Source organism: Enterobacter sp. ZOR0014 (genome assembly GCF_000798855.1).
Taxonomy (GTDB): domain Bacteria; phylum Pseudomonadota; class Gammaproteobacteria; order Enterobacterales; family Enterobacteriaceae; genus Enterobacter; species Enterobacter kobei.
Genome location: NZ_JTLF01000307.1, coordinates 1 through 18,816, shown reverse-complemented (window position 1 = coordinate 18,816; position 18,816 = coordinate 1). Strand labels below are relative to the sequence as shown.

Here is an 18,816-nt window from a genome sequence, read left to right as displayed (position 1 = left end):
GATGAACAGCTGCCTCTATCACGGCGTATTACGCCACCGCCGCCTCCAGCCGAAAACCCACGAATTTCGCTACAGCGTCTTTATGGCCTGGCTGGATCTGGATGAACTGCCGCTGCTGGCTGACGTCGGCGTACGGCGCAATCGCTTCGCCGCCGCCGCGTTCTATGACACGGACTATCCGCTGGGTACGCCGCTCAAAGAGAACGTCCTGAACACGCTGGAGGGGCTCACCGGAGAACGTCCCGGCGGACGAGTCATGCTCCTGACGCAGCTGCGCTATTTCGGGTTTCATTTCAATCCGGTCAACTTTTACTACTGCTATGACGAGAAGGGGACGTTGGGCTGGGTGCTGGCGGAGGTCCGCAACACGCCGTGGAACGAGCGGCATTACTATGCCGTCAACGGACAGGACGCGCAGCCGACGGAAAAAGCGTTTCACGTTTCCCCCTTCAACCCAATGGACATGATCTACCACTGGCGCTTCAACAACCCGGATAACACCTTGCATATGCACATTGAAAATCATCAGGACGCGAAGGTGTTTGACGCCACGCTGGCGCTACGCCGGGAGCCTCTGACGCGTCCGGCACTGCGTGCGTTACTGCTGCGCATTCCACTGATGACCCTGAAAACCGTTTTCGCTATTTACTGGCAGGCGCTGAGGCTGTGGCTCAAGCGCGTGCCGCTGCATAACCATCCCGTCAGCAGGAGTGAACGCTCATGACCGATCCCGTCTTTGCGCTAGAACCCGATATCCCGCGCAACGTCCGCATTGCGCGTTGGCTGCTTTTCCGTCTGTTAAGCGGTATTCGTGGCGGCTCGCTCACGCTGCGTGAAGGGGCACAGACATTCCATTTTGGCGAGACATCCTCCGCGCTGCACGCCGACATTCAGATCCTCGCGCCCGGCGTCTACTGGCGCGTCTTAACGGGCGGGAGCCTTGCCGCCGCAGAAGCCTGGATGGATGGCGAATGGGAAACCACGCAACTCACGCCGCTTCTGGAAATCCTGGCCCTTAATGGCGAGGTGCTTGGCCGTCTGGAGAAAGGGTTCCGGCTGCTCGGTAAACCGCTGGAGCGGCTGCGCCACTGGACGCGGCGCAATTCCCGGGCCCAGGCGCGTGAAAATATTGCCGCGCATTACGACCTGGGCAATACCTTTTATTCACATTTTCTGGATAAGGAGCTGCTTTACTCCAGCGCCCTGTTTACTGCGGATGAGCAGGATCTCACGGCGGCGCAGCAGGCCAAAATGGCGCGTCTGTGCGAACAGCTGGCGCTGTGTGAGTCCGATCACCTGCTGGAAATCGGTACCGGCTGGGGGGCGATGGCGGAATACGCGGCACGTCACTACGGCTGTCGGGTAACCACCACCACGCTGTCGCAGGAGCAGTATATCTGGGCAACCGAGCGGATCGCCCGCGCCGGGTTGCAGGACCGCGTTGAGGTTCTGCTTTGTGATTATCGCGACCTCACCGGGCAGTACGACAAGCTGGTCTCGATAGAGATGATTGAAGCCGTCGGGCAACGCTATCTGCCCGTGTTCTTCCGAACCTGTCAGGCGCGGCTGCGCCCGGGTGGCCGGATGGCGATTCAGGCCATTACCATTCAGGACCAGCGCTACCGCGACTACAGCAAAAGCGTCGATTTTATCCAGCGCTACATTTTCCCCGGCGGCTTCCTGCCGAGCATCACAGCGATGAATGAGCTGATGACGCGCCACACCGATTTTGTGGTCCGTAACCTCTTTGACATGGGGCCAGACTATGCCCGCACGCTGGCCCACTGGCGGCAGCGCTTTGTTCATGCCTGGCAGGAGATTGAAAAGCTCGGCTTCGACGAACGGTTCCGTCGTATGTGGCTGTACTACTTTGGCTACTGCGAAGCCGGGTTTAACGCCCGCACCATCAGCGTGGTGCAACTGACCGCCGAACGCGTATGAGACGTTATCTTCAGGTCTTTCTGCTGGCCGTCGGGTTCGATCTTTACTGGGCGCTGGTGGTGATCTTTCGTGAGCAGGGCCTGATTTTCTGGCTTGCGCTGGCGGTGCTCGCCTGCCTGTTTTTGCCCCCGGTATACCGCCTTTACGCCATCGGTCTGGCTGCAGCGGGCAGCGTACTGGATGCGCTCTGGGCGTTGACGGGGCTGATTGCCTTCACCGGCGAGTCCCTGATGCCGCTATGGATGGTGGCATTGTGGCTGATGTTCGCCACCGTCTGGACACAGCTTGCGCGCACGACCACGTTACCCGGCTGGCTGCTGACGCTGCTGGCCGCCGTGGGAGGGCCGGTGGCGTACCTGATTGGCGAGCGGCTGGGTGCTATCACCTTTCAGGAGCCGACTTTTATCGTCGTTAGCTGGATGGTGCCGGGCTGGCTGGTATTAATGTTGTTTTTCCACCTGCTGATGGGGAGACAAAAATGAGAGCAGCGGTTTTCCTCCTTTGGCTGACGATGGTGATCCCTGCGGCCCATGCCGCCGACTGGCTGGCCTGGCGTAAGGTGGGTGACGCCACGCTCACCTGGGGCCCGTTTACGGTTTATACCTCCCAGCTGCGCACGCCGGACGGTCGCTACCGCGCGGCGGATCAGGATCAGGCGTTGATTATCACCTACGCGCGCGACATTGAACGTGATGAACTGGTGGAGGCCACGCGCGATCAGTGGCAGGCGCAGGGGATTTTGCAGCGGGAGCCGCAAAGCGAAGGCTGGTTACAGATGCTTCGTTCGCTGTGGCCGGATGTCCGGCCGGGCTCACAGCTGGCGTTTGTCCTCGATGATAAGCAGGGACAGTTCTGGTACCGCGCGTCAGCAACGCAGAAAAGCTTTATTCCACTTGGCCCGCGCCAGTCAGAAGCATTCAGCACGCGCTTTCTGGCCATCTGGCTCGATCCCCGCACGCAATATCCTGAACTGCGTCAGCAGTTACTTGGAGGACAAAAATGAAACGTTTCCTGATGATGGTGCTGGCATTGACCATGCTGCTGGCAGGCTGTAGCACAGAGGTGGCCGAGTATCGCCAGCAGCAGCCACGGCTTGATATCTTCGACTACTTCCAGGGGAAAACCGAAGCGTGGGGCATGGTGCAGGATCGCAGCGGTAAACAGATCCGCCGCTTTCACGTGGAGATTGCCGGGGATGTTATCGGCGATACGCTGACGCTTAATGAGCACTTCGTGTATGACGATGGCGAGAAGCAACAGCGGGTATGGCACATCCGCAGGCTGGGGAACGATCGCTACGAGGGAACGGCGGGGGATATCGAAGGAGTCGCTACGGGGCAGGCGGCAGGTAACGCCTTTAACTGGCATTACAGCATGAAGGTCAAAGCCAACGGCAGTAGCTGGCTACTGAAGTTTGACGACTGGATGTACCTGCAGGATGAGACCCATCTGTTTAATAAAACCGAGATGAAGAAATTTGGCGTCACCGTCGCCACGGTGACGCTGTTCTTTACCCGGAAGACGTGAGTCTAGTCGCGGGCGCTGTAGATTTTGCTGCTCGAGTAGATGAAATACAGCGCAATCCCCAGGCAGATAACCGCGCCCAGACGGCTCGGCGAAAAGGGAATAGCGGGATTACCCAACCAGCCAAAGTTATCTATCAACATGCTCATGGTGAGCTGGCCGAATATCACCGCCACCGTGGCGACGGCGGTGCCGATGCGCTGTACGGCAAGCACCATAATCACGATATAGGGCACGCCAAACATCGCGCCGAGGAGCTGCCATTTGGGTACGTCCAGCAGCGTGACCGCATGCTTAGGCTCAAAGAAAAATATGAGCAGGGCGGTCACCAGTGCGCCGACGGAAAAGGTCAGAAACGCGCTTTTGAATACCCCCACGCTGCTGCCGAGCTGTCCGTTAATCGCGGCCTGAATGCTCAGCGTAGCGCCGCCGCAAACGGCGAGAAGAATCATAATCAGTGTCATATGTTACCCCTGTGCGACCAGAACCAGTGCCGCAATGATGAACCCCAGTGCAATAATGCGCTTCGCATTTATCTTTCTGTGCGGCGAGCCCAGCAGACCGTAGTGGTCAATGATCAGGCTTTTAAAGACCTGACCGGCCAAAATCCCAATCATGGTCATTGCGATGCCGATGGCGGGTGTCGCAACGGTCAGGATGACCACGTACACCGGGCCGAGCACGCCGCCGAGCAACTGCCAGCCGGGCTGGGCAAAAAACGAGGGGCTGTTACGCGGGCTAAAAAACAGCATCAGTAAAAACGTCAGTGCGGCACCGACCCCAAAAATGCTGAACGTGGCCCATAAGTCGCCCACTTCGCCCCCCAGTGGCCCCAGTAATCCCGCCTCAATGGAGAGACCCATCCCTCCGGCTATCACCAGTAAAATCAACACAAACTGCATAACGCTTCCTCCGTTTTAAGGCGAAGAAGATTACGTCGGTCGTCCAGTGAGAAAAATGCCATAATGCAGGAAACACCTTTGCAGGAAATGCATTAATGTTCGATGCCAGTAATATCAACGTCCGCGCGCTGCTGATCTTTATTGAGGTCTATGAAGCGCAGAATTTCTCCGTCGTCGCGCGGCGGCAGGGGATATCAGCCTCACAGATATCGCGCGTTATTCACCAGCTTGAGGATGCCCTCGGTCAGCAGCTGTTCTACCGCAATACGCGCGCGGTGATCCCCACAGAAAGTGGTCATCTGTTTATCCGCTATGCCCGGGCGATGGTCGAAAACGTCGAAGAGGCGCGGCGTGAGCTGGATGAACGTTCGTCGGAACCATCCGGCACAATCCGCATTAATGGGCCGGTATTTTTTGGGCAGAGGCATGTTGCGCCAGGCCTGGCGGAGCTGACCGAGCGTTATCCGCGGTTAAACATTGAGCTCACGCTGACCGATGACTTTATCGACCCGCACCGGGATGCGGCCGATCTTATCTTTCGCATTGGCATGTTGACGGACTCGACGTTCCACGCCCGCATTTTTGGTCAGCAGCGTTACCACCTTGCCGCGTCGCCCGCGTATCTGCGCAAACACGGTGTGCCGGACGATCCGGCCACGCTGAGCGATCATCAATGTCTGGTCTATCGCGGTTCGTCCGGGCCTAACCGCTGGCTGGTGCGTCGCGAGGGGGAGAACTGGATACACTATCCGGTGGTGGCGCGGATGACATCCAATAATGCGGAGTCGTTGCTCACTGCCGCGCTGGGCGGGATGGGGATCGTCCTGTTTCCGGACTGGCTGATTGGCGACAGGCTCCAGCGGGGAGAGCTTGTCGCACTTCTGCCGGAAATGGCGTGTGCGATCAACACGGAGCCGCTGAACATTGCGGCGATCTATCCACATGCACGTCATCCGCCCCTGAACGTCAGGGCGGTGATTGATTATTACGTCGAACGCTTTGGTACGCCGCCGTACTGGCAAACGTAAAGGATTACGCGCCGAGCTCTTTGCGGATAATCTCTGCGCCTGCGCTGAGGGCTCTCAGCTTACCGTTTGCGACGTGACGGGAAAGGGGGGCCATACCGCAGTTGGTCGAAGGGTAAAGCTTGTCGGCATCGACAAACTGCAGCGCTTTACGCAGGGTATCGGCGACTTCCTCCGGCGTTTCAACGGTGTTCGTTGCCACATCAATCGCGCCAACCATCACTTTTTTACCGCGGATCAGCGCCAGCAGATCCATCGGCACGCGGGAGTTGTGGCACTCCAGAGAGATAATGTCGATGTTCGAGGTCTGCAGCTTAGGGAAAGCCTCTTCGTACTGGCGCCACTCAGAGCCGAGCGTTTTTTTCCAGTCGGTATTGGCTTTGATGCCGTAGCCATAGCAGATATGGACCGCAGTTTCGCACTTCAGCCCTTCAATGGCGCGTTCCAGCGCGGCGATGCCCCAGTCGTTGACCTCGTCAAAAAAGACGTTAAATGCCGGTTCGTCGAACTGGATAATATCCACGCCTGCAGCCTCTAGCTCCCGCGCTTCCTGATTGAGGATTTTGGCGAATTCCCAGGCCAGCTTTTCGCGGCTTTTATAGTGCGCGTCGTAAAGGGTGTCGATCATGGTCATCGGTCCGGGGAGGGCCCATTTGATCGGCTTATCCGTGAGCTGGCGCAGGTACTTTGCATCGTCGACGAATACCGGTTTCTGACGTGCCACAGCAGAAACCACGGTCGGCACGCTGGCGTCATAACGGTTACGAATGCGTACCGTCTGGCGGTTTTCAAAATCCACGCCGCTCAGGTGTTCGATAAAGGTGGTGACGAAGTGCTGGCGGGTCTGTTCGCCGTCGCTGACAATGTCGATTCCCGCACGGATCTGCTCATCCAGTGACAAACGCAGCGCATCCTGTTTTCCTGCCAGTAATTCCTGATCCTCTAATTTCCACGGAGACCACAGCGTTTCAGGTTGTGCAAGCCAAGTCGGCTTAGGCAGGCTGCCAGCCGTAGACGTCGGGAGCAATGTTTTCATAATAAAAGACCTATTTTGATGAATTAAAGCGTGTAGTTATCAGACCACTGCTCAAGAATGTGTTTATAAGGCTTAATAAAGTATTCTTCGGTGAATCGACCCTGTTCAATCGCCAGACGGCTTCGTTCTTCACGGTCATAAACAATTTTGGTGAATGAGTGATCCTGCTGGTTCAGATCCGGTCGGAAGCACAGTCCCGCCGACGAGTTGGCGTTATAAATTTCCGGGCGATAGATTTTCTGAAACGTTTCCATCGTGCTGATGGTGGCGATCAGTTCAAGATTGCTGTAATCATTCAGCAAATCACCGGTATAAAAGAACGCAAAGGGTGCCACGCTGTTTTCTGGCATGAAATAGCGCACCTTCAGGCCCATTTTGGCAAAGTAGAGTTCCGTTAATGACTCGCCATCCGGCTGATACTCAATGCCAAGTACAGGATGCTGGTTGCCGGTGCGGCGGTAGGTGTCTTTGCTGGAAACGCTGAGGCAGATCACCGGTCCTTTTCTGAAGTTCTCTTTGTATTCCGGCGAACTCACAAAATGGCGGAATATGTTGCCGTGCAATTCACCAAACTTTTCCGGAACGCTGAAGTGCTGTTGGTTCTTGTTATGTTCCAGCAGCAGAACGCTGAAATCATAATCCCGCACGTAAGACGAAAAGTTATTGCCGACAATTCCCGGGATACGCAGGTTGTTTTTCTTGTCGACGATGGTGGTTTGCAATATCTCAATGGCCGGGAACGGCTTATCCGCACCAATGTTCAGATCGACGGAGATAATTTCAAGCTCAACCGCGTAGCGATCGGCGTTGGGGTTATCCCAGCGCGCCAGTGCGTTGAAGCGGTTATTGATCATCACCAGGGTATTGCGCAGGTTTTCCTGACGCTTTTCTCCGCGCGCCAGGTTGGCAAAGTTGGTGGTGGTACGCGTATTTTCTGACGGGTTGTAATTCTCATCGAAGCAACTGCGCTTAAGGGTATAGGTGAAAGCTTTGCTCATTGTCGTTATGCATCCTAAGTTCATGTTGCTAAGAAGTTACCGATGCATAATTTATGCCTGACCCCGCGGCGCAGGGGAAGTGACTTAATTTCACTGCAACATGAGCGAAGTTCATGAAGCGTGATACTCGCGTGTCGCTGCCTTCTTGCCGGGTGGCGCTGCGCTTACCCGGCCTACGGTTCAGCGTCGTTTGTAGGCCCGTGCAAGCGCAGCGCCGCCGGGCGAAGCTCGCACTATGTCTGCAATATGTGCTTTGCCGTCACCGTTAACCCGCTGCAGAGGATTGGCATTTTTTTATTTCTCTTCAATTCCCGCTATAATCCCCAAAATTTCCAACCGGTTTAGAAACGATCATGACAAAACTCACCTTACAAGAGCAGATGCTGAAAGCGGGCCTCGTTAGCAGCAAGAAAGCGGCGAAAGTGCAGCGTACGGCAAAGAAATCACGCGTTCAGGCTCGTGAGGCGCGCGAAGCAGTAGAAGAGAATAAAAAAGCGCAGATCGAGCGTGACAAGCAGCTCAGCGAACAGCAGAAGCAGGCCGTGCTGGCAAAAGAGTTTAAAGCACAGGTGAAGCAGCTGATTGAGATGAACCGCATCACCGTGGCGAAAGGCAATATCACCTTTAACTTCACTGACGGTAATCTGATCAAAAAACTCGACGTCGACAAGCAAACCCAGACTCAGCTGATCAACGGCCGTCTGGCGATTGCCCGTCTGGTGATTAACGCCAGCGGCGACTGTGAATACGCGATTATCCCGGCAGTCGTGGCCGATAAAATTGCCCAGCGTGATGCCGACTGCATTGTGTTAAACAGCGCGCTCAGTCAGGAAGAGCAGGATGAAGACGATCCCTACGCGGACTTCAAAATCCCTGACGATTTGATGTGGTAAACCGCCGTCAGAATGGGGCGGTGTGACGGGCAGTAACCGGCTCGCCGCTCACCGGATGAATAAAATTCAGCTCGCAGGCATGCAGCATCAGCCGGGGCGTGATTTCCGCCCCCGGCGCGTCAAGACCGCCATACAGATCGCAGCCCAGAATCGGGTGCCCCAGCTGCTGGCAGTGAATACGCAGCTGATGGGTTCGCCCGGTTTCCGGGGTAAGCGTCACCCGCGTTAACGGCACTCCCGTTCCCTGATAAAAACGTTCCACCACCCGATAGCGGGAGCGGGCGGGTTTACCGTTAATGGCGCAGATTGACATCAGCGGGAACAGCGCCGGATCTTTGGCAATCGGGGCATCTATCACGCCCTCATCGTTTTCCAGATGTCCGCAAAGCAGGGCGCTGTAAACTTTCTCCACGCTGCGCTGGCTGAACTGCTGGCAGAGCGCCGCATTGATCGCTTTATTACGCGCAATCACCATCAGCCCGGACGTGCCGAAATCGAGACGATGCACTAGCGTGCAGCCCGGGAACGTCTGAACCAGACGATAATGGACAGAATCAAGGTTTTGTGGATTTTTCCCCGAGAGGCTGAGCAGACCGGAAGGCTTATTGATCAGCAGCAGATGTTCATCCTGCCAGAGGATCTCGATGTCGTCATGACACGGTGGGGCAATAAAAGAATCAATAATCGCAGACATCAGGCCGCCCGGCTGGAGAGTGGGAGCGGATGATAACGAAATGTGGAGAAAAGAAAAACCCTCCCACCGGGCGGTGAGAGGGGGAAATCTTAGGCGGCAACCAGGCTGTCGATCGCGGCTTTCGCGTCGGTCTGCGCTTTCGTTGCCACTTCAGGACCGTAAGCGATGCCTTCCGCGAACACGAAGTTCACGTCAGTGATGCCGATGAAGCCCAGGAACAGGCTCAGGTACGGCGCAACCAGGTCGGTTGGGGTGTCTTTATGGATACCGCCGCGGCTGGTCAGTACGATCGCACGCTTGCCTTTCACCAGACCTTCAGGGCCGTTTTCAGTGTAACGGAAGGTTACGCCAGCACGCGCCACCAGGTCGAAGTAGTTCTTCAGCTGAGTAGGGATGTTGAAGTTGTACATTGGGGCGTTAATCACGATAACGTCGTGCGCCTGCAGCTCAGCAATCAGTTCGTCGGACAGGGCCAGGGCTTCCTGCTGACGCGGGCTCAGCGGAGCATCGCTCGGACGCAGCGCGCCAACCAGTTCACCGTCCAGCACAGGGATAGGGTTTGCCGCCAGGTCGCGCACGGTGATTTCGTCAGCGGAATGCTGTTCACGCCACTGTTCAACGAAATAATCAGACAGCTGACCAGACTGAGAGTACCCTGCCAGAATACTGGATTTCAACACTAATACTTTGCTCATGGGTGATTCCTGTTTTTGCATTTGATTGAAGGGGGTTGCCCCATTGCTTGTTGACACTCTATTCACAATCCTGCCACAGAGATAGCGCAATATATCGAAGCCTATGTTCGAATTTTTTGAATAAGGCGCAGAAAGCGTCAATGTGGTACTCTATAGCAATCATTAAAAAGAGATTTTACCCGGCAGAGCACTGCCCATTAACGCTATGACAGAACACCAAAAAATCACCTTCCCGATGCTCCTGCAAAGGCTTGATGCCCTGATGCTGCGTGATAAACAGCGGTTTGCGCGTCGTCTGCACGGCGTGAAGAAGGTTAAAAATCCTGATGCACAACAGGCCATTTATCAGGAGATGGCGAAAGAGATTGAACAGGCAGCAGGGAAAGTTGTGCTGCGCGAAGCTGCACGTCCGGCAATTACCTACCCGGAAAACCTGCCTGTCAGTCAGAAAAAACAGGACATCCTGGAAGCCGTGCGCGACCACCAGGTGGTAATTGTCGCAGGGGAAACCGGTTCGGGGAAAACCACCCAGCTGCCGAAAATCTGCATGGAGCTGGGGCGCGGGGTGAAAGGTCTGATTGGCCACACCCAGCCGCGTCGTCTGGCGGCGCGTACCGTGGCGAACCGTATTGCCGAAGAGCTGCAAACCGAGCCGGGCGGCTGCATCGGTTACAAGGTGCGATTCAGCGACCACGTCAGCGATAACACCATGGTCAAGCTGATGACTGACGGTATCCTGCTGGCGGAAATCCAGCAGGATCGCCTGCTGATGCAGTACGACACCATCATCATCGACGAAGCGCACGAGCGCAGCCTGAACATTGACTTCCTGCTCGGTTACCTGAAAGAACTGCTGCCGCGTCGTCCGGATCTGAAAATCATCATCACCTCCGCGACCATCGACCCGGAGCGCTTCTCGAAGCATTTCAACAATGCGCCGATAATTGAAGTGTCAGGACGCACGTACCCGGTGGAAGTGCGCTATCGCCCGATTGTCGAAGAGGCGGATGATACCGAGCGCGACCAGCTCCAGGCCATCTTCGACGCTGTCGACGAACTGGGCAACGAAAGTGCGGGCGACATTCTGATCTTTATGAGCGGCGAGCGCGAAATTCGCGATACCGCCGATGCGCTCAGCAAGCGCGATCTGCGTCATACGGAGATCCTGCCCCTGTACGCGCGCCTGTCGAACAGCGAGCAGAACCGCGTGTTCCAGCCGCACGGCGGACGCCGCATTGTGCTGGCGACCAACGTGGCGGAAACCTCGCTGACCGTACCGGGGATCAAATACGTGATCGACCCGGGCACGGCGCGTATCAGCCGCTACAGCTACCGCACCAAGGTGCAACGCCTGCCAATAGAGCCGGTTTCTCAGGCGTCGGCCAACCAGCGTAAAGGCCGCTGCGGTCGTGTGTCGGAAGGGATCTGTATTCGTCTCTATTCCGAAGACGATTTCCTGTCGCGCCCGGAGTTTACCGACCCGGAAATTCTGCGCACCAACCTGGCGTCCGTTATCCTGCAGATGACCGCCCTGGGGCTGGGCGACATCGCGGGGTTCCCGTTCGTGGAGGCGCCGGACAAACGCAACATTCAGGATGGTGTCCGTCTGCTGGAAGAGTTGGGGGCCATTACCACCGACGAGCAGGCGACGGTCTATAAACTGACGCCGTTGGGTCGTCAGCTTAGCCAGTTGCCGGTCGACCCGCGTCTGGCGCGCATGGTGCTGGAAGCCCAGAAGCACGGCTGCGTGCGCGAGGCGATGATTATCACCTCTGCGCTCTCCATTCAGGATCCGCGCGAGCGTCCGATGGATAAACAGCAGGCGTCAGATGAAAAACACCGTCGCTTCCACGACAAAGAGTCCGATTTCCTCGCCTTCGTGAACCTGTGGAACTATCTCGGCGAGCAGCAGAAAGCGCTCTCCTCGAACCAGTTCCGCCGCCAGTGCCGCGTGGATTTCCTCAACTATCTGCGCGTGCGCGAGTGGCAGGATATCTACACTCAGCTGCGCCAGGTGGTGAAAGAGCTGGGCATTCCGGTGAACAGCGAGCCGGCGGAGTACCGTGAAATTCATATCGCGCTGCTGACCGGCCTGCTCTCCCACATTGGGATGAAGGACGCAGAGAAGCAGGAATATACCGGCGCGCGCAATGCCCGTTTCTCCATCTTCCCCGGTTCCGGCTTATTCAAGAAGCCGCCGAAGTGGACCATGGTGGCCGAGCTGGTGGAAACCAGCCGCCTGTGGGGACGCATTGCCGCGCGGATCGACCCGGAATGGGTTGAGCCAGTCGCGCAGCATCTGCTGAAACGCTCATACAGTGAACCACACTGGGAGCGTGCGCAGGGGGCAGTGATGGCGACCGAGAAGGTGACCATTTATGGCCTGCCGGTGGTGGCCGCGCGTAAGGTCAACTACAGCCAGATTGACCCGGCGCTCAGCCGCGAGCTGTTTATCCGCCACGCGCTGGTGGAGGGCGACTGGCAGACGCGCCATGCGTTCTTCCGCGAAAACCTGAAGCTGCGCGCCGAAGTGGAAGAGCTTGAGCATAAATCCCGCCGTCGCGACATCCTGGTAGACGACGAGGCGCTGTTCGAATTTTACGATCAGCGCATCAGTCACGATGTGATTTCCGCCCGCCACTTCGACAGCTGGTGGAAGAAAGCCAGTAAAGAGACGCCGGACCTGCTCAATTTTGAAAAGAGCATGTTGATTAAGGAAGGGGCGGAGTCGGTCAGCAAGCTCGACTACCCGAACTTCTGGCATCAGGGCAATCTCAAGCTGCGTCTGACCTATCAGTTTGAACCGGGGGCCGATGCGGACGGCGTGACCGTCCACATTCCGCTGCCGCTGTTAAACCAGGTCGACGAGAGCGGGTTTGAATGGCAAATCCCCGGCCTGCGCCGCGAGCTGGTCATTGCGCTGATTAAATCGCTGCCGAAACCGGTGCGGCGTAATTTTGTGCCTGCGCCGAACTATGCGGAAGCGTTTTTGGGCCGCGTCACGCCGCTGGAGCTGCCGCTGCTGGACGCGCTGGAGCGTGAATTCCGCCGTATGACAGGCACCACCATTGACCGCGAAGACTGGAACTGGGATCAGGTACCCGATCACCTGAAAATCAGCTTCCGCGTGGTGGATGATAAAAACAAAAAGCTGCTGGAAGGGCGTTCCCTGAGCGAGCTAAAAGAGGCGCTGAAAGGCAAAGTCCAGGAGACGCTCTCTGCGGTGGCGGACGACGGTATCGAGCAGAGCGGGCTGCATATCTGGAGCTTTGGTCAGCTTCCGGAAAGCTACGAGCAAAAACGCGGTAACTATAAGGTGAAAGCCTGGCCAGCGCTGGTGGACGAGCGCGACAGCGTGGCGATCAAGCTGTTTGATAACCCGCAGGAACAGCAGCAGATGATGTGGCGCGGACTGCGTCGCCTGCTGCTGCTGAACATTCCGTCGCCGATTAAATATCTGCACGAGAAGTTGCCGAACAAGGCCAAGCTGGGTCTGTACTTTAACCCGTACGGCAAAGTGCTGGATCTAATTGACGACTGCATCTCCTGCGGCGTGGACAAACTGATCCACGAGGCGGGCGGTCCGGTCTGGACGGAAGAGGGCTTTGCTCAGCTTCATGAAAAGGTCCGCGCGGAGCTCAACGACACCGTGGTGGAGATTGCCAAACAGGTCGAGCAGATCCTCACCGCCGTGTTCAACATCAACAAGCGCCTGAAGGGGCGCGTGGATATGACCATGGCGCTGGGGCTGTCGGACGTGAAAGCGCAGATGGCGGGGCTGGTGTATCGTGGCTTTGTCACCGGCAACGGCTTCAACCGTCTCGGCGATACGCTGCGCTATCTGCAGGCAATTGAAAAACGTCTGGAGAAAATGGCCATCGACCCGCACCGCGATCGCGCGCAGATGTTGAAAGTGGAAAGCGTGCAGCAGGCGTGGCAGCAGTGGCTAAACAAGCTGCCGCCGGCGCGCCGCGACGATGAAGACGTGCAGGCGATCCGCTGGATGATCGAGGAGCTACGCGTCAGCTTCTTTGCCCAGCAGCTCGGTACGCCGTATCCGATTTCGGATAAGCGTATCCTGCAGGCGATGGAGCAGATCTCTGGCTAAAAGCCTTGCCCGATTTTCTCCCTCTCCCTGTGGGAGAGGGTCGGGGTGAGGGCATCAGCCCGCACAATTCTCACCCGTTCACAATCGCCAGCGTAAACCCATCCCATCCCTTAACCCCCACCGTTTGCAACGCGGTGGCGGTTAAGCGCGGGTTATCTCCAGTCATCTCGATAAAACGCCGCACGCCCTGCACGCGCGCGTCGTCGCTTTGCCCGTTAACGACTTCACCCTCGCGAACCACGTTATCGCCGATAATTACCGTACCGGGACGGGAATAGTGCAACGCCCACTCCAGATAGCCGGGATTGTTCGGCTTATCGGCATCAATAAAGATCAGGTCGAACGGCGGAACGTCACCAAAATTTTCGAGCGAGCTCAGCGCCGGGCCTTCAACCAGTTCAATGCGATCGTTCAGCCCCGCCAGGTGAATATTCTGACGCGCAACGTCGGCATGACTCGGGTCGGCCTCCAGCGTGATCAGCTTTCCGTCCGGCGGCAGGGCGCGCGCCATCCAGATTGAGCTATAGGCACCCAGCGTCCCGATCTCGAGAATGCGTCTTGCCTGCGTCATGCGCACGAACAGCGCCAGCAGCTGCCCCTGGTTGGCCGCCACGTCGTGCTCGGGCAGCCCGGCGCGCTTGTTGTTTTCCAGTACCTGACTCAGTACGTCATCGTCAGGGATCAGCGAAGAAATCATGAAATTATCTACTGCAGACCACTGTTGTTGCATAGATTGACTCCTTGGGAAGGATTGCCGGCTGGCGGCTACGCCTTACCCGGCCTACGGGTGCGAAATCCAGGACCGGTAAGCGAAGCGCCACCGGGCAGGATTTCAGGCACTGCCCCAGCCGCCGCCCAGCGCCCTGTACAAATCAATCTGCGCCAGCAGCAGGTTATTTTTCACCTGCACGACGCTGGTCTGGACCGAGAACAGCGTGCGCTGCGCGTCCAGCACGTCCAGATAGGAAGAATAGCCGTTGCGATAGCGATTCTGCGCAATGCGCAGCGTCTCCTGCGCCACAGCCTGCTGGGCGAGTAGCTCCGTCAGCTGTTCCTGATAGCGCGTAATGGCATCAAGGCTGTTGTTCACTTCCGCAAACGCGTTACGCACGGTTTTTTCATAGGCGTACAGCGCCTGGTTACGCTGAGACTGGGAAATATCCACCTGCGCATTCAGCGCCTGGCGGTTCAGCAGCGGGGCAAGAATACTGCCCCCGGCGCTCCAGAGCTGAAGCGGATTGTCCAGCAGGCCAGAAAGGGTACGATCCTGAATCGATCCGGTGGCGGTAAGGTTGATCGATGGCAGCAGGCTGGCGCGCGACGCGGCAAGGGAGGCATCCGCCGCCACCAGCTGGCGTTCAGCCTGAACGATATCCGGCCGACGGTTCAGAAGCGTGGAAGGCAGCTGCGACGGCAGCTTCAGCGGCGTTAGCCTTGCAAAGCTTTCGCTGCGCGCTACCGCGCCGGGATTGCTTCCCAGCAGCAGGCTAAGCGCATTTTCCTGCTGCGCAATCTGATGCTGTAACACGGGCACCTGCGCCCGCGTTGAACGTAATTCGGAGTCAGACTGCATCAGCTCCAGGCGCGAACTGTAGCCGGTTTCAAACTGACGTTTCGCGAGGTTAAACGCCTCTTCGCGGGACTTCAGCGTGGATTCGGTCACGCGCAGCTGTTCGTCAAGTGAGAGCAGGGTGATGTACCCGGAAGCCACGGACGAGGCGATAGTCAAATCCGCGGCGGCAGCGGCGGCTTTTTGCGCCTCCAGCGACGCCTGAGCGGCATTCGCCGTGCTGCGGTTGACGCCCCAGATATCAACGTCGTAGCTCGCCGTCAGGCTGCCTCTGTACACCGTACCGTAGACGGGCAACCCGGTCGCAGCGGATTGCGAACGGGCGCGCGTCCCCGTGACGCCCGCGTCAAGCGAGGGAAACAGGCTGCCGTCGGCCGCAAAGACCCGCGCCTGATACTCGTTTATCCGTTCGCGGGCGATCAACACGTCACTGTTATTCTTAAGCGCCTGGTCCACATAGCGGTTCAGGTGGTTGTCATGAAAGTTACGCCACCAGAGCTGTTCCGTCGGGCTGATTGGCCCCGAGGTGGCCCGCCATTGCGCAGGAATGTGCAGCGTGGGCTGCGCCGGTTTGACGTCGACGGACTGGCATCCGGCCAGCATCACCGCCACGACCAGTCCGGCTATCGGACGCAGGATCATGGTTTCGCCTCCCGCGTATCAATTGTTACCTGCACCGACATGCCCGGACGCAGCAGGGCGGATTCCTCTGGCTTACCGAGTACTTCAATGCGCACCGGAATTCGCTGGGCAATTTTGACAAAGTTACCGGTGGCGTTATCCGGCGTGATCGCGCTGAATTCCACGCCGGTTGCGGGAGAGATGCTCTCCACGCGGCCCTGATACGCTTTGTCGTTCAGGGCATCGACGGTGAATTTCACCGGCTGACCGACGCGCAGCTCCGCGAGCTGGGTCTCTTTGATATTGGCAATAACCCAGTGCTGGGGTGGCACAAGGGTGGTGAGATGGGTCCCGGCGGTCACATACGCCCCGAGACGCACGGCAATCTGCCCCAGCTGGCCATCACGTGGTGCCACAATGCGGGTGTTTTGCAGATCGATCTGCGCCAGCTCCAGCGCCGCTTTGGCGTTCTCAACGTCCGCCTCCAGCGCCCCGCGGTTCACAATCACCGTCTGCAGATCCTGACGCGACATCTCAAGCGTTGCTTTCGCCTGGTCGATATCGGCGCTGCCCTGAGCCGCGCTTGCCAGGGCGGCATCGCGTTCGCGAACGGAAAGTGACCCATCCGCCGTCAGATCCTTCACGCGCTTCAAATCCGCCTGGGTTTTCAGGCTCTGGGCGCGGGCATTTTTCAGCGCGGCTTCATTTTTGGCAATCGTCGCTTCGGCGCTCTTACGCTGCTGCAGGTTATTATTCAGGGCGGCAATTTTCATCGCCAGCTGCGCCTCGGCCTGATGCACCCGCTGACGGTAGATGCGGTCATCAATCTGCAGCAGCAGATCGCCTTTTTTGACCTGCACAAAGTCCTGAACCTTCACCTCTGTGATATAGCCATTCACCTGCGGGCTGATAAACGTCGTTTGTCCCCGCACGTAGGCGTTGTCGGTAAACTGCACGTGTCGGGTAAAGGGCGGTAACTGCCAGGCGTAAAGGATCACCAGCACGCCGACAAGACCGATGGCAGCGGCGGTGAAAACGGAAACAATGCGCACATTTTTGCGGGTGTTGGCCTGCTCTTTGGCGGCATCCTGCTGACTCATAAATTCTCCAGAACTCTTTCAATTACTTGTTGCCGGTGGCGTTCTTCAGCGCCATACGGGCAGTGATGCGCAGACGCAGCAAGCGCCATAAAATCCAGACCAGCGTGGCGGCAGCGATACTTGCCGTCAGAAGATAAGTATCGTTGTAAGCCAGAATATTTGCCTCAAGGGCGGTGACGCTTTGTAGTTGGGTAATCGCCTGAGTCCCCAACAGCGAACTGTCACCGATCAGGCTTTTATACATCTGGGTATAAAGCTGAATGCGCTCGTTGACCAGCGGGTTGAGCGTGGTGAGCTGGTCTGCCAGCAGGCTGGAATGGTACTTCTCACGCCAGGTCTGGAAAGTACCGAGGATCGCCGACCCGAGCAGACCGCCGAGGTTCTGGCTCATGCCAAACATGACCGAGAAGCTGACCAGATTACGCGGGTCGGCGATCACTCCGCCAATGGCGGCCAGCATGGCCGGGGCGAGGAAGAAAGCGCTACCGAAGCCCAGCAGGAACTGGCTGACCATCAGCTGGTCCGGGCGGGTCAGGTTATTGGACTGGCTGTCCAGCAGCGAGGCAATGATCATCAGTGCCAGGGAGGTGATAATCGGCCACGCCAGTTTTGTGGGCTTGATGGTGAGACAGCTGGTGACGATCCCGCAGACGATCCCGGCGAAAATGGACCACGCCAGATGGGTCATCTGCTCATTCTGTAATCCCACATACTGTAACCAGCCAATCACCCCGGTATTTTGCTCCGCCAGCACGATGCGGATCAGCAGCATAATCAGTCCCAGACGGACGATGCTGCCGCTCGACAGCCAGCGGGTATTCAGCAGTGGGTTAGTGCGGTTATGTTCAAAGACGATGGCGGACACAATCAGCACCAGCGATAACGCCAGCGACCAGCCGATCCACGGCGCTTCAAACCACCAGTCCAGACGTCCCAGCGACAGCACCGCGCACAGCAAGGCCATGCCCGGCGCCAGCAGAAAGAAGGTGACAAAGTCTTTCTTCTCAAAGACCTTGCGCCGGTCGCCCGGCGGCAGCTTCAGCGCGATCACGCAGGCCAGGGAGATCAGCGCCAGCCCCAGTTCAAAGAAATACAATCCGCGCCACTCGTCCAGCTGGAGCAGTTCAGTCGAAAACAGCCGGGCCAGCGGAATGGCGAGTGACGAGCCGGTAATGCCTATGGTCAGTGCCTTCAGGCGATGTTTCGCCGGCCAGGCCTGGATCTGGTAGTAAATCCCCAGCGAGCTGAGCGCGGCGGCCACCATCCCGTGCGCGGCGCGCACCATCAGCGCTGAGCTGAGATCGTTAACAAACAGATGGAAAAAGGTGACCAGCACATACAGCACCAGAAACCCTTCGGTGAAGGCGCGCAGACCGTACTGCTGGCGGAATTTGACCAGCAGCAGGTTGATGGAGATGTTGGTCATCACATAGACCGCGGGCAGCCAGGCGATTTCCGTTGACCAGGCGCCGAAGGTGCCCTGCAGGTTTTGCAGATTGGCGGTCACCACCGCATTACCCAGCGCCCCCGTCAGGCACACCAGCAGGCCCACGACGCCGTAGGCAATCCGTTTGGGCGTGCTGTGTTCAGGTGTGGAAGGCGACCCCAGCAGAGCGGGTTTCTCATGTGGCTGCCACTCGCGAGGAGCATAAGGATCGCGTTCGGGCAGGCGCATAACGTTGTTTACCTTAGAAATAATGGAAAAATGT

At 57.6% G+C, this 18,816-nt stretch carries 18 protein-coding genes; 8 read left to right on the top strand and 10 right to left on the bottom strand.

What is annotated here, in order from left to right:
- Position 1: 1 nt before the first annotated feature.
- Genes L977_RS16445 through L977_RS16425 form a run of 5 tightly spaced genes read left to right on the top strand, consistent with a single transcriptional unit; the run spans position 2 to position 3,468 of the window.
- Positions 2–724, top strand: a complete 723-nt coding sequence (locus L977_RS16445) for a DUF1365 domain-containing protein (protein WP_014883746.1) — start codon at positions 2–4, stop codon at positions 722–724.
- Positions 721–1,941 carry an SAM-dependent methyltransferase gene (locus tag L977_RS16440; RefSeq protein WP_047626236.1) on the top strand — a complete coding sequence of 407 codons (1,221 nt, stop codon included), beginning with the start codon at positions 721–723 and terminating at the stop codon, positions 1,939–1,941. Before L977_RS16445 ends, L977_RS16440 begins: the two co-directional genes overlap by 4 nt.
- A complete protein-coding gene (locus L977_RS16435; protein WP_047626235.1) occupies positions 1,938–2,423 on the top strand; it encodes a DUF2878 domain-containing protein in 486 nt (161 codons plus the stop codon). Before L977_RS16440 ends, L977_RS16435 begins: the two co-directional genes overlap by 4 nt.
- On the top strand, positions 2,420–2,944 hold the full coding sequence (locus tag L977_RS16430; protein WP_014883749.1) for a hypothetical protein: 525 nt from the start codon (positions 2,420–2,422) through the stop codon (positions 2,942–2,944). The genes L977_RS16435 and L977_RS16430 overlap by 4 nt, the downstream gene beginning before the upstream one ends.
- Positions 2,941–3,468, top strand: a complete 528-nt coding sequence (locus L977_RS16425; protein WP_014883750.1) for a DUF3833 domain-containing protein — start codon at positions 2,941–2,943, stop codon at positions 3,466–3,468. The genes L977_RS16430 and L977_RS16425 overlap by 4 nt, the downstream gene beginning before the upstream one ends.
- Before the next feature lie 2 nt (positions 3,469–3,470).
- Here L977_RS16425 and L977_RS16420 read toward each other — a convergent pair whose 3' ends face one another.
- Both L977_RS16420 and L977_RS16415 read right to left on the bottom strand, forming a co-directional pair.
- Positions 3,471–3,929, bottom strand: coding sequence for a DMT family transporter (locus L977_RS16420; RefSeq protein ID WP_023330358.1), 459 nt, complete (start codon positions 3,927–3,929; stop codon positions 3,471–3,473).
- Positions 3,930–3,932: 3 nt separating this feature from the next.
- Entirely contained in the window at positions 3,933–4,367 is a 435-nt protein-coding gene (locus tag L977_RS16415; RefSeq protein ID WP_014883752.1) for a DMT family transporter, read from the bottom strand.
- 95 nt (positions 4,368–4,462) lie between these two features.
- Here L977_RS16415 and L977_RS16410 point away from each other — a divergent pair, with 95 nt between their 5' ends.
- Positions 4,463–5,395, top strand: coding sequence for a LysR family transcriptional regulator (locus tag L977_RS16410; protein ID WP_023330359.1), 933 nt, complete (start codon positions 4,463–4,465; stop codon positions 5,393–5,395).
- A 4-nt stretch (positions 5,396–5,399) separates the two neighbouring features.
- Here the strand turns inward: L977_RS16410 and L977_RS16405 are convergent, their stop codons facing one another.
- Together L977_RS16405 and L977_RS16400 are read right to left on the bottom strand one after the other, a co-directional pair.
- A complete protein-coding gene (locus L977_RS16405) occupies positions 5,400–6,428 on the bottom strand; it encodes a methionine synthase (protein ID WP_014883754.1) in 1,029 nt (342 codons plus the stop codon).
- Between the two features lie 23 nt (positions 6,429–6,451).
- Positions 6,452–7,426, bottom strand: coding sequence for a DUF1852 domain-containing protein (locus tag L977_RS16400; protein ID WP_014883755.1), 975 nt, complete (start codon positions 7,424–7,426; stop codon positions 6,452–6,454).
- Between the two features lie 353 nt (positions 7,427–7,779).
- Between L977_RS16400 and L977_RS16395 the strand changes: the two genes are divergently transcribed.
- Entirely contained in the window at positions 7,780–8,319 is a 540-nt protein-coding gene (locus L977_RS16395) for a DUF2058 domain-containing protein (protein ID WP_032636630.1), read from the top strand.
- Positions 8,320–8,326: 7 nt separating this feature from the next.
- Here the strand turns inward: L977_RS16395 and L977_RS16390 are convergent, their stop codons facing one another.
- Positions 8,327–9,013: an RluA family pseudouridine synthase gene (locus tag L977_RS16390; RefSeq protein ID WP_023330362.1), complete on the bottom strand. Its 687-nt coding sequence runs from the start codon at positions 9,011–9,013 to the stop codon at positions 8,327–8,329.
- A gap of 89 nt (positions 9,014–9,102) precedes the next feature.
- Positions 9,103–9,708, bottom strand: a complete 606-nt coding sequence (gene azoR, locus L977_RS16385) for an FMN-dependent NADH-azoreductase (RefSeq protein ID WP_008502313.1) — start codon at positions 9,706–9,708, stop codon at positions 9,103–9,105.
- Positions 9,709–9,913: 205 nt separating this feature from the next.
- On the opposite strand from azoR, the gene hrpA reads away from it, so the two are divergent.
- Positions 9,914–13,816: an ATP-dependent RNA helicase HrpA gene (hrpA, locus tag L977_RS16380; protein ID WP_047626233.1), complete on the top strand. Its 3,903-nt coding sequence runs from the start codon at positions 9,914–9,916 to the stop codon at positions 13,814–13,816.
- A 70-nt stretch (positions 13,817–13,886) separates the two neighbouring features.
- Here the strand turns inward: hrpA and L977_RS16375 are convergent, their stop codons facing one another.
- From L977_RS16375 to L977_RS16360, 4 genes are all read right to left on the bottom strand, one after another.
- On the bottom strand, positions 13,887–14,546 hold the full coding sequence (locus L977_RS16375) for an O-methyltransferase (protein ID WP_047626231.1): 660 nt from the start codon (positions 14,544–14,546) through the stop codon (positions 13,887–13,889).
- Positions 14,547–14,648: 102 nt separating this feature from the next.
- Complete coding sequence (locus L977_RS16370) at positions 14,649–16,028, bottom strand: efflux transporter outer membrane subunit (RefSeq protein WP_047626230.1); 1,380 nt, start codon at positions 16,026–16,028, stop codon at positions 14,649–14,651.
- Positions 16,025–17,107, bottom strand: coding sequence for an HlyD family secretion protein (locus tag L977_RS16365; RefSeq protein WP_023330366.1), 1,083 nt, complete (start codon positions 17,105–17,107; stop codon positions 16,025–16,027). The genes L977_RS16370 and L977_RS16365 overlap by 4 nt, the downstream gene beginning before the upstream one ends.
- A gap of 22 nt (positions 17,108–17,129) precedes the next feature.
- Complete coding sequence (locus tag L977_RS16360; protein WP_023337255.1) at positions 17,130–18,782, bottom strand: MFS transporter; 1,653 nt, start codon at positions 18,780–18,782, stop codon at positions 17,130–17,132.
- Positions 18,783–18,816 lie beyond the last annotated feature (34 nt).